Consider the following 12450-nt stretch of genomic DNA (forward strand, 5'->3'; position numbering starts at 1 on the left):
TTCATATGGTGTACGTGTCGGTGAGGTCTACATCAGTTGCCTTTGTCGATCGCAGCCTGATGATTCTTCACAAAGTCTTCCGGTGTTACTGCTTTACCAAACAGTGCCTGAATCATGTCCAGATGCGCCTGAGCGGCAGCCGGTTTCATCTGCACATCTGCAAAGAGGGTCAGGCTACTCGCCTGATTCAGCTCGTTCAGCAGATCGATGTATAGTTGTGGCAGCTGTACAGCAGCAGTATCCACTTTAGTTGCTGGAATGACTCCAGCTTCAGTCACCGAGCTTTCGCCCCATTTTTCCACAAAGTATTGAATGAATTTCTGTGCTTCGTCCTTCACTTTTGAGTTCTGAGCCGCAAACAATCCTACGCCCGGTCCGCCTACCCAGCTGTTAATGTCGCCTTTGCCGCCGTCAATCGTCGGGAATTTGAAAAATCCAACCTTATCCTTGAAGTCCTGCGGAATGTCCGGGTTCGTTGTAAAGTTTGGCAATTCCCACGTTCCCATCAGATACATAGCCGCTTTTTCATTCATGAATTCGGATTTGCCCTCATCGTTGGACAAGCCGTTAAAACCTTTGTTGAATGCATTCATATCCACCAGCTTCTGCACTTCAGCCGCAGCCTGTGTCAGTGCCGGATCATCAAACTTACCGGAGCCGTTAATGGCTTTCTCCAATGCATCCCCGCCTACACGATTCGCCAGGTACATGTACCAGAGTGAACCCGTCCAGCGGTCCTTGTTCCCCAGTGCAATCGGCACTTCACCGTTATCGGTCAGCGTCTTCACCACGTTCAGGAATTCATCATAGGTGGCTGGTGTCTGCAAATTATATTTTTCAAATATCGCTTTATTGTAATAAATAGGAGAGATATTCAGCTCAATCGGCAGTGCATACGTTTTACCGTCTACCGCGTAAGCCTCGGTCGTTCCGGCGATAAACTTTTCGCCCAGATCCCCTTTAAGCAAATCATCGAGTGGTGCAAACAGGTTACCCTTCACATAAGGCTCCAGGAATCCCGCAGCCCAGGTTACGCCCACATCGGGAAGTTCATTGGAAGCAGACAGAATTTTCAGTTTGTTTTTGTATTGTTCATTCTCCAGCACTTCCTGCTTGATCGTCACATTTGGGTTATCGGTCTGATACTGCTGGATAATATCGTTGACCAGCTTGTTCTGTTGCGCCGAGCTGCCTGCAGGCCATAGATGCATGAATTTCAGAGTAACCTTGCCATCTCCACCACTGTCACCGCCGCCTGCATTACTACCGGAATCCTTGCCCGCCCCGGAACCTGCATTGTTGCATCCAGACAAAATGACAGCCAGAATCAGCGTCCATGACAGGATCATAGCCAGTGTCTTTCTTTTCATATTTCCAACCCCCAATAGTGGAATTTCGGTTTTTGTAACCGCTTTAATAAAAGTGTAGCATGGGCATCATCCGCCTATAAGGGTAGAATGATTTGGAAAAACTCCACTATTTTGAGTATTCATTCCCTTTTTGTTGAAAGAGTGAACTCTGCTTAATTCCATCTGTTAATCCTTTTCGTTCACAGAGTGACGATATTTACTCGGACTGATGTCCTCCAGGCTTTTGAATACTTTGATAAAATATTTATCGGTCTGATAGCCTACTCTCTCCGCAATTTCGGAGATGGGCAGGTTCGTCTGCACTAACAACTCCTTTGCTCGCTGTACCCGTTTGCGCATGAGATATTCGCTGAAATTCAGCCCGACCTGTTCTTTGAACAGCACACTGAAATAACTGGAATTCAAGTGCAGGGAATCGGCAAGCTCACGCATCGTCATCGGTTCACCCAGATGTGTCTCAATGTATGCCAAAGCTTCTCCAATCGGTGTATTATCCTGTTGCTCTCTCCGTTCCCGGATGTCTACCAGCTTCGGGTCAACGATGTCTTGCATCGCTTGGATACGTCGTTGCTGCTCATGAAGAAGAAGTGCCTTCTGTACCGTCTGAAGCAGCTGCTCTTTATCAATCGGCTTGAGCAAGTAATCCACCACACCCAGCTTAATCGCTTGCTGCGCATAATTGAAATCTGCGTATCCCGACATGATCAGCACCGCTGGTTTGCTAGGAAAATGTTGAATAGCCTCCACGAGAGACAAGCCAGACAACTCTGGCATGCGTACATCCGTAATCAACAGGTCAGCCGGTTGGCTTGCAAGCCACTCTCTGGCCTCCACGCCACTCGCCACTGTCTGAATCCGGTTCTTCCCGGCAGACCATGCTTCAAGTGTTTTACGTATGCCTTCTCTTGTACGCGGTTCGTCGTCCACAATCAGGATCGTTTTTTCATGAATCATGTGTAGCCTCCGTTCCCCTCGGAATGTTGAATCGGATCACTGTTCCTGCTCCAACTTCGCTCTCGACCGTAAGTTTGGCCTGCTCAGCGAGCCGATCGCCAAAATAAAGCCCGAGACGTTGGTGTACATTAATCAACCCCACACCTGCTCCTCTTCCGGGAACCACAGGCTCACCACCATTTAGTGCCTGTTTAATGTCCTGAAGACGTTCCTCGTTTATTCCTGGCCCATTATCGCGCACCTCCACACACACGATATCTGTTATCGATGAAGGTTGTACGCTGATCTTTACCATTCCAGGTTTTAACGTATTTTCGATGCCGTACAGAACGGCATTTTCCACAAGCGGCTGAATTAGCAGCTTAGGCATGGGTACGCTTCGCAACTCTTCACTCAACCTGATCTCCCACTGCATCCTGTCACCCAGCCGCATCTGCATAATGTTCAGATACCGTTCTACATGTTCAAGCTCGCCCGCCAGCGTAACCCATTCATCCTGATGGGGGCTGGAGATTATGTAGCGAAATAACCGAGACATCGCGATAACCATACGTGCCATCTCCTCCTCTCCTTTTTCCTCCAACGACCAGTAGAATGCCTCTAAAGTATTGAACAAAAAATGAGGGTTGATCTGGGATTGTAGCGCCTTCATCTCAGCCCGGGACTGCATGACTTCTTTCTCATGTACCACCTGCGTCAATTCATTCTGCCTGTACACCATCTGGTTATACACGTCATTCAGTTCATTGATTTCTAAGGTAGAACTCACCATGAGGTTAGGTCTCATTGCCCCCGGTTGTGCCCCGCGCATCGCCCGCATCAGTCGAATCAACGGACGGGTAATCATCGTGGAGAGGAAAAAGGACATGACTAAGAAAAGCACAACGCCGATAATTCCCGATACAAGCAATGCCGTTCTCAGGATTGACACTCCTTCGGTAGTTTCTCGTAGTGGTGTCAGTACAGCCAGTGTCCAGCCGGTTAACTCAGATCGTTGCTTCACCACGATATAAGATTCTTTGCCATTCTGAACAACCGATTCACTGTTCATCACTGCCTGAGGATCGAGATGCACATCCAAATTAGAGGTCACCACTTCACCGTCACCGTCCAGCAGCATGATTGAATCCTGGGAGCCGTCTGCCCCAACCGAATCATTCAGTTGAAAAAAACTGCGTTGCATACGTACAACCACGTATCCCCCGTGCTCAAAGGAACGTTCCAGCAGACTGATTCGCCGAACAGCCAGAAGAATGCTCGGATCGTCGGGATCGGAGCCAGCCCACACCAGTCGACCCTTACCCTCATCCGCTTTGACAATCCAGTTCCGCTCCAGCCTATGACTTAATGAACGATCATCCATCGGAAAGATACGGCTATAATCTGTCGTGTAGATTTCCATGCTCTGCGCACCATTAATGAAGGATTGGTAACTACCTGCAATCTGCAGTAGCGCCTGCCGCTGATTAAAACTCGCCTTCTGCCCTCGCTTCTCTTCATTCAGCAGACGTTGCACGTAAGCATCATCTGCAACCTGAGCGGTCAGGGAATTCACCTGTGCAATCAGTGCATCCAACCTGCCACTGGCCTGTACCGCGGTCTGGTGGATATGCTTCTCGGCATTGTTTTTCAACAAAACCGCTACACGGTCATAGGCTGTGATGCCTGCGAGCAGCAGGACTATGAGCATGACCATTACAAAACCGACAAAGATCTGATTACGAAGCGAGTTAAAATGCCTTGTTTTCCGCTGCACTATCTAGACGTCCTCCTCTTTCTGCATGTAAAAGAAACCACCATCTCACGCCCGTATGTTACATAACGGGAATACACTCGATGCCGGATTCATCTACGTTATTCTGTTAAGGTTATATTGAAGCGCTTGCAAAATAGCCGAAAAATTAAACTCTCTTATGTTTCTTTTCCTCTTAGCGGATCAACTTTGTTTAACCATTAAATTATCTCATTCAAAATAACATAGTTTTGTTTGGGGATCAATGGATTTCAACTGATTTTCAATAGATTAGAACATGATAAGAGAAGAACATGGAGCAACGGAAGCTCCACCCCTTGAAACTCCTTAATATGTAATTATATATAATATTATGAAATATTCCATTATGATAGACAATATGACAAAACGAAATCAAATACCTAATTTTCTAAGGAGAACCTTAACTTATGAAAAAAATGAGCCCAAAAAATCTTATCATTATATTAGCTCTTGCTCTTGTAGCCTCTCTAATTGCAAATGTTGTTGGGTATAGTTCAAGTAATGGAAGACTAAAAGATTATTTAAATCAACAATACAGTCAGGTGCTGTCAGATTACGAACGCAGCATTCTTTCCACTTCAGATTCAATCTTGTCAACTTTGCAGAGCGCTATAGATAAAAAGAAGATTAGTAAAGAGGAATTATTATTGTTATACAAGAGCTATGAACAGTTAAATCAAAATCAGATTCAATATGCAAACTATGTGCTGATCTATAACTCTCCTGATGGGAAAGAGGCTTTTTCTCTGGACAAGAATGAACCTATTACTCTTAATTATCTTCCTGGTTTTATCTACTTTAATTCAAGCAAAGCTATGTTTGAAAAACTTCTTTTGCAAAAAGAACCAGCTTCTGACTTAGTTGTAACTGCTAGCTTAGATAAGAGTCTAAAACTTGCAAATGAAATCGTTCAATTAAATACAGCCATTTATAAAAAATATATCAATGAAAATTTCGCTCAATTGTCAAACGAGGAGGCAATAATGACCCGGCTATACATACAAAAGGATCTGACCACCTCGTCTGCAAAACTAGCCGATCTTGATGCAGAATTATCTAAATTGAATGACTAAATCCCTTTTAAAAGTCGCCATAACAAAGAGCCGAAACAGGACTAACCTCTGCTTCGGCTCTTTTGCAACCATACATTAGAACATTCGTCACCAATCATTGCTTATATCCATCAATGTTACCCTTTAGGCAGCGCATTACGTAGACGTTTCTCCCGATACCTCTGATATGCACGAATCAGCATGCCGATGATGATCATCACTACACCAATGTTAATTGCCACATCCGCCAGGTTTAAAATGCCCCGTCCCGACGGAAACACCAGAAAGTCCGTCACACGAGCATAAACAAAGCGATCTATGGCGTTGCCGAGTGCACCGCCGACCATGAAACCTGCCCCGGCCTGCATCCAGAATCCCCGTATCTCACCTTTACGCCGATAATAGAGCATACCTACGATAAACAGCACAGCAATGACCCCGAATAAACGTGCATTCCCTTGAAACATGCTTCCGGCCATACCGCTATTTTCGTAATGTTGCAGCTGCATCCCTGAATCCCCAAGCCGCATCACTTCGCCAACCTCCATATACATCCGAACTGCAATTTTAGTACCCTGATCTACAAGCGTAACCAGCAACGCGATAAAATAAAACAACATCGTTTTCCCCCTGCCTGCCTAAGCCGCTCTTTATGTTCAATTGCAGAAAAATCATTATAACGTTCTTCTTACTCTACCACAGCGGTTATAACGTCTCCAAATGATCCGATCTTAAGTCTCTTCTAACATTCGATAAAGTGTGCAATTCACTACGGGCAGGTAGAGCCCCGTCCTGCGTCGAATGTAGAGCTTCATCACACATACGAAGGAGATGTCTTTCATTTGAATCCGATTAATCCCGAAATCACTGCAAGACTTGCACAGATGCAGCAGGAAGAACAGGAACTGGTATGGGATACATTCAACTCCGAAACAGCACTACAACTCGGCCTGTATCTAGTTCAGGAAGCGAAACGCCGCTCACAAGCGGTGACCATTGATATTACGCTAAAGGGACACCGTCTCTTTTTGCATGCGATGGAAGGCACCCACCCCGATAACGAAAACTGGATTCGGCGCAAAAATAACGTGGTCAACCACTTCGGCTCCAGCTCCTGGCATACGGCCTTACGACTACGGAGCGAAAATAAAATATTGGAGCAAGATTACCAACTATCTGACTCCGATTATGTACTGGCTGGTGGTGCATTTCCACTGATCCTAAAAGAGGAAGGGCAAGTGGGGACAATCACAATTTCGGGTCTGCCTGATGAGGAAGATCATGATCTCGTCACCACAGGCATTCGCTCATTTTTAGAGGGGTAGCACATACTCCATACTCATAACTGCGTGTCCTGGAACGTTGTGCATGTGGAAACCCGCCTTATATGATTGAATAAGGCGGGTTTAGTATTTTTAACTTTTTCGATCCAGAACACAGTTAAGGAATCAGGATGGCTTTTTATTTTTCATCATGTGATATACATTGCTAAAGCTGCCGGAGAGAATGCCGACAATCGGGAAAATCGCCCAGTTAATATCCCAGCGCTGGTAGACGAAACCGGTAAAGAGGAAGAACGCCGTCGCGAGTGGCCAAACCACAGCCTCAACGGCTCGCACTGCTCGTGCCTCTTCTCTCTTGGCTGCATTCAGATGCTGATCCTCAAGCAACGTCGTATAGGAGCCCTGAATATTACCGTAATAGACAAACAAAAACACACCGATCCCCGCTGTAGCCAAGAGAGCCGACACACCGTAAGCCGCATACGTATCATTCACATAGGCCCCTGCAAAGATGAAAACAGGAGACAGGATGCACAGACACACGCCCGTAATAAGAGCCACACGATATGTGAGTGCAAAGCTTGCCCTTCTACGCTGAATAGTCATCATCAGGGAACGAGGGAGCTGGAACCCTTTCTCCATATACTCAAACCGTCCTAGCTTCATACCGCTATAGATGAACATACCCACGGCAACAGCCACCAGCACAAACATACCACTCATGCCAATTACAGAGCCAATGCCGAACGTACCTTGATCTGATGAAGATCCTAAGCTCTCGAACAGCGTATCCATTAATATGAGAAAAGCTATTCCCGCCGAGGACAGCCACACGCCCAGCCCCGTCCAGAAGCCTGCACTTCGCTTAGCCGCGAGATAGGCCTGAACCTCTTCTTCGGTCAGCACTGGATAGGTTTCCGCAGCATCTTCAGTCTGAATTCCGAGCTCTTCCATCAATTCTTCGATGTTGCCAAACTCAGAGATCACAATGCCAACGGCCTCATTCTCTGATCTGCCCTCCTGTTTTAACTCCAGATACTTATCTTCCATACCCGAAAGAAGCTCCTGTTTCATGCGCTCCACCTCAGGACTTCTCGGCAATCCCGCAAACATATTGTCCAGATATACCATTATTGTCTCCATGTCCGATCACAGCTCCCTGATAAACAGATTAACGACCTCTTGCGTAACCTTCCATTCCTCGCATTTTTCTCTGTAATAGTCCAGGCCAGCTGGCGTGATCCGGTAATACGTGCGGCGTTTGCCCAGACTTTCATCCTGATAAAAAGATTCAATATATCCGTTTTTCTCCAAGCGGGTAAAGGCCGAATAGAGTGTAGTCTCCTTCATGACATACTTCTCATCGGTCAGTTGCCTGATGTTCTTGGAAATCTCGTATCCGTACGATTCTCCTTCAAGCAACATGTAGAGGATCAGCGTATCATTATACCCCCGTATTACGTCACTGCTAATCACAAAAGGTATTCCCCCTCATTACTTCATCTGTCGTAGTAGTTTGAGTATAGCACAGTTACTACGACAGATGAAGTAGTTTAGTTAAAATAGGCAAAATAAAAATCCGCACCTGGTTAGAGGTACGGATTTAATAGATGTAACCTAGTCTACGCATATTATGTAAACCATTTACAAACGTTTCTCCTGCTCTGCGTTTAACGATGCGGTTACTGAATGGCAGTCAGCACATCCAGCAGCATGGACTTGAACTTCGGACGATCAATTGCTTCACAGACACGTACATTTGGCGCTTTACCAAAACGTCCGTTGATATCCACCACGCTGTATCCGCGTGTCAATTCCCCTGCCGCTTCTACGTCGACGTAATAATGACCCGACTTCGTCATGAGTGACTCTTCTGCGGCAACCACCATTAACAGGGTATCAGGATGGGTTGTTCCGTTCAATTTATGTACCGATTTGTTGAATTGCATGACCACTTTATTGATTGCAATGAAGAAATCGGAACCCGAGGTACGGAGTGCTGCAATCTCTGCATGATCGTTATCATCCATAACGGAATATTGAGTACACATCTCCCAGCCAACCATCGTAATAGGGATGCCTGCATGCAGTACAATTTTGGCTGCCTCAGGGTCTACGTAAAAGTTATACTCCGCCGCCGGTGTGATATTGCCCAGTGCATTGTTCGTTCCACCCATGATATATAGATGAGCAATCTCAGGGATAATCGTTGGGTCCTTCTGAATCGCCATCGCGATGTTCGTTAGCGGCGCAATCGCCAGCAGTTCAATCTCCCCAGGATGTGCGTGAACCTTCTCGATAATAAAATCAACCGCATGCCCGCTCTCGGGACGTTGATCCGCCTTGGGGAAATGCGCGCCGCCCATACCGTCATCGCCATGCACATCTTCTACCGTACGATGCTGAGCCTGACCATAGGCCATAAGTGGACGCTCGCAGCCTTTATATACCGGAACCTTGCCGCCGTGTCCGGCAACCTGCACGGTGTACAGTGCATTTTCAACCTCTTGGTCAAACTGTACGTTCCCTCCGGTTATCGTAATGCCTTCCACCTGAAAATGATGCAATGCTGTCAGGATCGCAATCGTATCGTCTCCTGCTGTATCGGTATCAATGATGACTCTTCTCATGTTGCCGCGCTCCTTTTTCTGTATAGTATTCGTTTTATATCCGCCAAACGACCCTCGTTTATATCACTATACTTATTCAACGGACATATCTACGCGAAACGTCAGGGTTTATTTTACATCAAAAACGTACCAATGACGATGGAAACGCCGATGATCACGGAGCGTAACAACTGTGCTACCGCCATATTACCACGTGCAATCTCGTCACACACTCGCATTTTCGGGATCAGGAAATCAAATATAATATAGACCAGACACAGAATAAGGATACCCAGTCCCGACCACAGAAGCATATCCAGCCATGCATGCGTTGAGAACGACACCATACCCACAATAATACACAGACCCAGCAGCTTGCTGCCCATGTACATACCTGCCGCCTCGTTGCCTTTGGCGATCTCCTCACTGTCGTTATACCGGGTCAATTTGCTAAATGCAAAATACCCCACAATCAACACCACTAACAGAATGCCGATCCCCACCGCAACATTCACGAGGTTTAACCCTAGCTTTTCCATTCCTTCTCCTCCTCATCATTCATTGGTTTACGTACAGCGGCTGCGCAATAATACGCCATATCTCCGGTTACCTTCTCCCCGACCCTGGGCAACATTCCGGCAAAACGTCCACCGATTACAAATACTCCTGTCAGCAAATAACCACTATACTCGCCGTCTTCTGTCTGAATGACAGCCTGTTCCATCGGCATGAGCTGCTGATATACCTTAGGCTGGTTTTCATAATAAGCAGTGACCTCTTCGTCCTCGTCATCATCCTTATTCAAGACTGCAGGGATGTCCCCCGTGGTGTCTGACTCCGGTTGTTTTTTCAATTTAGAAAGAGAATCTGCTTGATGATCCAGCAAAATAGTCCCCCGGCCCTCGCGCCCCCAATAGCTCTTGGCTACGTAAGGTGCATCGCTCTGCTCAAACGGCTCCGCGGTGAAGTAGGTCGGCAGCAAATACCGTGAAATCACGTCCAACTCTGCCTCGTCAAAAAGCGTAAATCCACAGTACTCTGGCGTCTGCTCATTCCGCTCGTACAGCGACCAGATGGCAGCCATAAAACCTTTGCTTTGCATCAGCACATGCTGGACAGGATTCATCAGGCCAAGCTGTGCTTCTCGTACCAGTTCAATCAAAGCTGCGCCAATGTCCACACCGGTCGTTTCGTCCCGATCCCCAATCAGGTATTCCAGCGGATACAACCGATATAACAATTGAATCTCGCGGCCCTGATGATACAGCGCTTCTCCCGGCACAATCTCAAGCTCCTCCAGCGGAGCATATAACACCTCATATCCAGCCTCACGGCAGCGTTCCATCAGGTAGGTGGTATTCGTACGATCCTCGACATGCTCACCGTAAGAGGTGAATGTGACTGGCCCCTGCAACCCTTGCTCAGCATAAAAGGATAACCACGATCGGAAGCAATCTCGGATACGTGCATCCATATGCACAGAGGGTGCAGTCCATGCCTGGTCTTCTGTCCGTCCGATCAAAATGTGTTCAAGTGCCGCCGATTCAGGAATACCTGTGGGCGTGTCGGTGTTATTTTCAATACATTTCAAACCAGCTTCGCCAATAATCCAGTCTTGACGAGTGATTCCGCCTGTAACAGCCTCCATACGCGCTGCCGGAATCAGCCCCGGATGTATGCCAAGTGCATGCTCCAGAAACGAATCTGGCATATATCGCTGAATAAAACGCATCACTTTTCCGTAAATCGCGTCCACCGCCTCCGCCGCAGTGTGTAGCTCTTTCAGTTCTTCCGGTGTATAAACCGTCAATGCGGGCACACAGTACTGTTTGCCGTACATACGATGATAGGGGATCTGCTCGCCAGCCTTACCTGAGAAAATATCCTCATGACTGAACGGCAATGAGTACATTTCCCTCATCCCACCGACCTCCCCCGGATGATGCGGAGAATATTTGCCTGCTTCATGATGTCATTAACCTCCCGAACTTCGGAAAAAGCTGCCAAAGCCGCTCGATTTGGATTTGGTTGAGCTTTTATAAGAGCTACTGCCGTCTTTGCTTCCGCGATAAGAAGATCCGCCGTAATAGTAATGACCGCTGCTGGAGTCGTACTCACAGCCTGTATCATATTCGGGATCACATTCGTCATTGCTACTGCCACATCCCGCAAGCACCGCAGGCACAGCCAGCATCAGCGAGAATGCAACCAGTTTCGCTTTGGAGCCTGGTTTGGCGCTTGGAGTAGAGTGTGGTTCAAAGCCTATTTCAGAGCCTAAAATAGATGATGATTCTGATTCTAATGCTTTGCTAGATGCTACTACAGTCTCAGAACTAGACTCTAACGTGAATGCAATTTCATCCCCGATGACGTTTCTGGACACTTGCCCGGATACAGGTTTTTGCACCTCTTCTTCCTTCATTACAGATCCACCTCTTTCATGAAAAACAGTACTTTCTTCCGATCCGCATCGAGCACGGAGTACAAAAACTCGTACGTCTTGCCTTCGAGTACCATGTAGTGATCCAGCAGCTGTTCGGCCAGTTCCATGGTGTAACCCGAGGATTCCGCAAGCTCCAGTTCCTCAAAGGAACGTCCATTCCACAGCATATATTCCGGGCTGTACATGGAAGACATTTTACACCTGCCCAGCGCTGATTCCGCAATAGCAGCACCGTGCCCTTCCGGCATCTGCTGGTCATACGCAGTCACATAAATGGCGTGATCCCGCCGATCCTGACACTCATTGGACAGATGGGCCCATAGTTTGTTTTTCATCAGGGTAGCATCCACCAGCTTACGCATAAACAGTTCATCCCGCGTCACTGAAGCCTGCTCAAGCACGCCCGTTTCTGCCTGTTTATCCTCCGACCAACTGCGATACATCAATGAATAATAGATGGTGATTCCCTCCCAATCTGCAAGCTCGTAGGTGAGCCGATTCAATATACACAAACGTATTAAACGCATGAGGAGGAAAAAAGTTACACTATTCGCCGAGACATGTAAAAAGAAACACATTTAATTTATGGTGCTCTTTTAACTATGCTCCAGCCCACACACCAGACTTACTTTACCTACTTATCCACTTATCTACCTGCCTGCCTACCTAACATGCCTTACATGTTTAGCTACTGATCTACCTCCCTTCCCTAACTTCCTTACTTCCTTACTTCCTTACTTCCTATACTCCCTTACTTACCTAACAACCTAACTCCATACTTTCCTAATTTTATCCCCCGCTCATGCGCTAACGATCACCACAGAGCTTATTTGGCGGAAAAACAACCTTTCCAAATTCTAACGATCAGGAGCTTTAAAGCCCCCTAATCCAATTGGACACTCGAAGCTACCTCAGATACACTAAATGAAATGAGGAGAGTGTTCATGAAAAGACGATTTAGATGC

Annotated in this window: 13 protein-coding genes; 2 read left to right on the top strand and 11 right to left on the bottom strand. The window is 46.9% G+C overall.

The features are described from left to right. Nucleotides 1–32 precede the first annotated feature (32 nt). The 3 genes from J2T16_RS15025 to J2T16_RS15035 form a co-directional block, all read right to left on the bottom strand. Nucleotides 33–1370: an extracellular solute-binding protein gene (locus J2T16_RS15025; RefSeq protein ID WP_221786690.1), complete on the bottom strand. Its 1338-nt coding sequence runs from the start codon at nucleotides 1368–1370 to the stop codon at nucleotides 33–35. Between the two features lie 165 nt (nucleotides 1371–1535). Further along, on the bottom strand, nucleotides 1536–2324 hold the full coding sequence (locus J2T16_RS15030) for a response regulator (RefSeq protein WP_336121665.1): 789 nt from the start codon (nucleotides 2322–2324) through the stop codon (nucleotides 1536–1538). Further along, on the bottom strand, nucleotides 2314–4080 hold the full coding sequence (locus J2T16_RS15035; RefSeq protein WP_499018608.1) for a cache domain-containing sensor histidine kinase: 1767 nt from the start codon (nucleotides 4078–4080) through the stop codon (nucleotides 2314–2316). The genes J2T16_RS15030 and J2T16_RS15035 overlap by 11 nt, the downstream gene beginning before the upstream one ends. 425 nt (nucleotides 4081–4505) lie before the next feature. Between J2T16_RS15035 and J2T16_RS15040 the strand changes: the two genes are divergently transcribed. Continuing rightward, entirely contained in the window at nucleotides 4506–5171 is a 666-nt protein-coding gene (locus J2T16_RS15040; protein WP_499018609.1) for a hypothetical protein, read from the top strand. Nucleotides 5172–5287: 116 nt separating this feature from the next. On the opposite strand, the gene lspA is transcribed toward J2T16_RS15040, so the two are convergent. Next, entirely contained in the window at nucleotides 5288–5770 is a 483-nt protein-coding gene (gene lspA / locus J2T16_RS15045) for a signal peptidase II (RefSeq protein WP_090921622.1), read from the bottom strand. A 222-nt stretch (nucleotides 5771–5992) separates the two neighbouring features. On the opposite strand from lspA, the gene J2T16_RS15050 reads away from it, so the two are divergent. Beyond that, nucleotides 5993–6475, top strand: a complete 483-nt coding sequence (locus J2T16_RS15050) for a heme-degrading domain-containing protein (RefSeq protein ID WP_260510667.1) — start codon at nucleotides 5993–5995, stop codon at nucleotides 6473–6475. 123 nt (nucleotides 6476–6598) lie between these two features. On the opposite strand, the gene J2T16_RS15055 is transcribed toward J2T16_RS15050, so the two are convergent. From J2T16_RS15055 to J2T16_RS15085, 7 genes are all read right to left on the bottom strand, one after another. Further along, entirely contained in the window at nucleotides 6599–7576 is a 978-nt protein-coding gene (locus J2T16_RS15055; protein ID WP_221786693.1) for a permease prefix domain 1-containing protein, read from the bottom strand. A gap of 6 nt (nucleotides 7577–7582) precedes the next feature. Continuing rightward, the gene (locus J2T16_RS15060; protein WP_090921618.1) at nucleotides 7583–7909 is read right to left on the bottom strand and encodes a PadR family transcriptional regulator; all 327 of its coding nucleotides are present in this window, start codon (nucleotides 7907–7909) and stop codon (nucleotides 7583–7585) included. Between the two features lie 206 nt (nucleotides 7910–8115). Then, nucleotides 8116–9063 (bottom strand): nucleoside hydrolase, encoded by a 948-nt coding sequence (locus tag J2T16_RS15065; protein ID WP_221786694.1) that lies wholly within the window; start codon nucleotides 9061–9063, stop codon nucleotides 8116–8118. A gap of 113 nt (nucleotides 9064–9176) precedes the next feature. After that, nucleotides 9177–9581 (bottom strand): DUF350 domain-containing protein, encoded by a 405-nt coding sequence (locus J2T16_RS15070; protein WP_253499327.1) that lies wholly within the window; start codon nucleotides 9579–9581, stop codon nucleotides 9177–9179. After that, nucleotides 9569–10963, bottom strand: a complete 1395-nt coding sequence (locus tag J2T16_RS15075) for a glutathionylspermidine synthase family protein (protein WP_154984369.1) — start codon at nucleotides 10961–10963, stop codon at nucleotides 9569–9571. Before J2T16_RS15075 ends, J2T16_RS15070 begins: the two co-directional genes overlap by 13 nt. Nucleotides 10964–11017: 54 nt before the next feature. Beyond that, the gene (locus J2T16_RS15080) at nucleotides 11018–11464 is read right to left on the bottom strand and encodes a hypothetical protein (protein ID WP_312027570.1); all 447 of its coding nucleotides are present in this window, start codon (nucleotides 11462–11464) and stop codon (nucleotides 11018–11020) included. Continuing rightward, nucleotides 11464–11928 carry a hypothetical protein gene (locus J2T16_RS15085; RefSeq protein ID WP_260510668.1) on the bottom strand — a complete coding sequence of 155 codons (465 nt, stop codon included), beginning with the start codon at nucleotides 11926–11928 and terminating at the stop codon, nucleotides 11464–11466. Before J2T16_RS15085 ends, J2T16_RS15080 begins: the two co-directional genes overlap by 1 nt. Nucleotides 11929–12450 lie beyond the last annotated feature (522 nt).

Source organism: Paenibacillus intestini (assembly GCF_030803945.1).
Taxonomy (GTDB): domain Bacteria; phylum Bacillota; class Bacilli; order Paenibacillales; family Paenibacillaceae; genus Paenibacillus; species Paenibacillus polysaccharolyticus.

Coding starts and splice junctions, on each gene's coding strand:
- J2T16_RS15065 (WP_221786694.1), bottom strand. CDS start 9,063: ATGAGAAGAGTCATCATTGATACCGATACAGCAGGAGACGATACGATT.
- J2T16_RS15085 (WP_260510668.1), bottom strand. CDS start 11,928: ATGTATCGCAGTTGGTCGGAGGATAAACAGGCAGAAACGGGCGTGCTT.
- J2T16_RS15040 (WP_499018609.1), top strand. CDS start 4,506: ATGAAAAAAATGAGCCCAAAAAATCTTATCATTATATTAGCTCTTGCT.
- J2T16_RS15070 (WP_253499327.1), bottom strand. CDS start 9,581: ATGGAAAAGCTAGGGTTAAACCTCGTGAATGTTGCGGTGGGGATCGGC.
- J2T16_RS15030 (WP_336121665.1), bottom strand. CDS start 2,324: ATGATTCATGAAAAAACGATCCTGATTGTGGACGACGAACCGCGTACA.
- J2T16_RS15075 (WP_154984369.1), bottom strand. CDS start 10,963: ATGAGGGAAATGTACTCATTGCCGTTCAGTCATGAGGATATTTTCTCA.
- J2T16_RS15025 (WP_221786690.1), bottom strand. CDS start 1,370: ATGAAAAGAAAGACACTGGCTATGATCCTGTCATGGACGCTGATTCTG.
- lspA (WP_090921622.1), bottom strand. CDS start 5,770: ATGTTGTTTTATTTTATCGCGTTGCTGGTTACGCTTGTAGATCAGGGT.
- J2T16_RS15055 (WP_221786693.1), bottom strand. CDS start 7,576: ATGGAGACAATAATGGTATATCTGGACAATATGTTTGCGGGATTGCCG.
- J2T16_RS15080 (WP_312027570.1), bottom strand. CDS start 11,464: ATGAAGGAAGAAGAGGTGCAAAAACCTGTATCCGGGCAAGTGTCCAGA.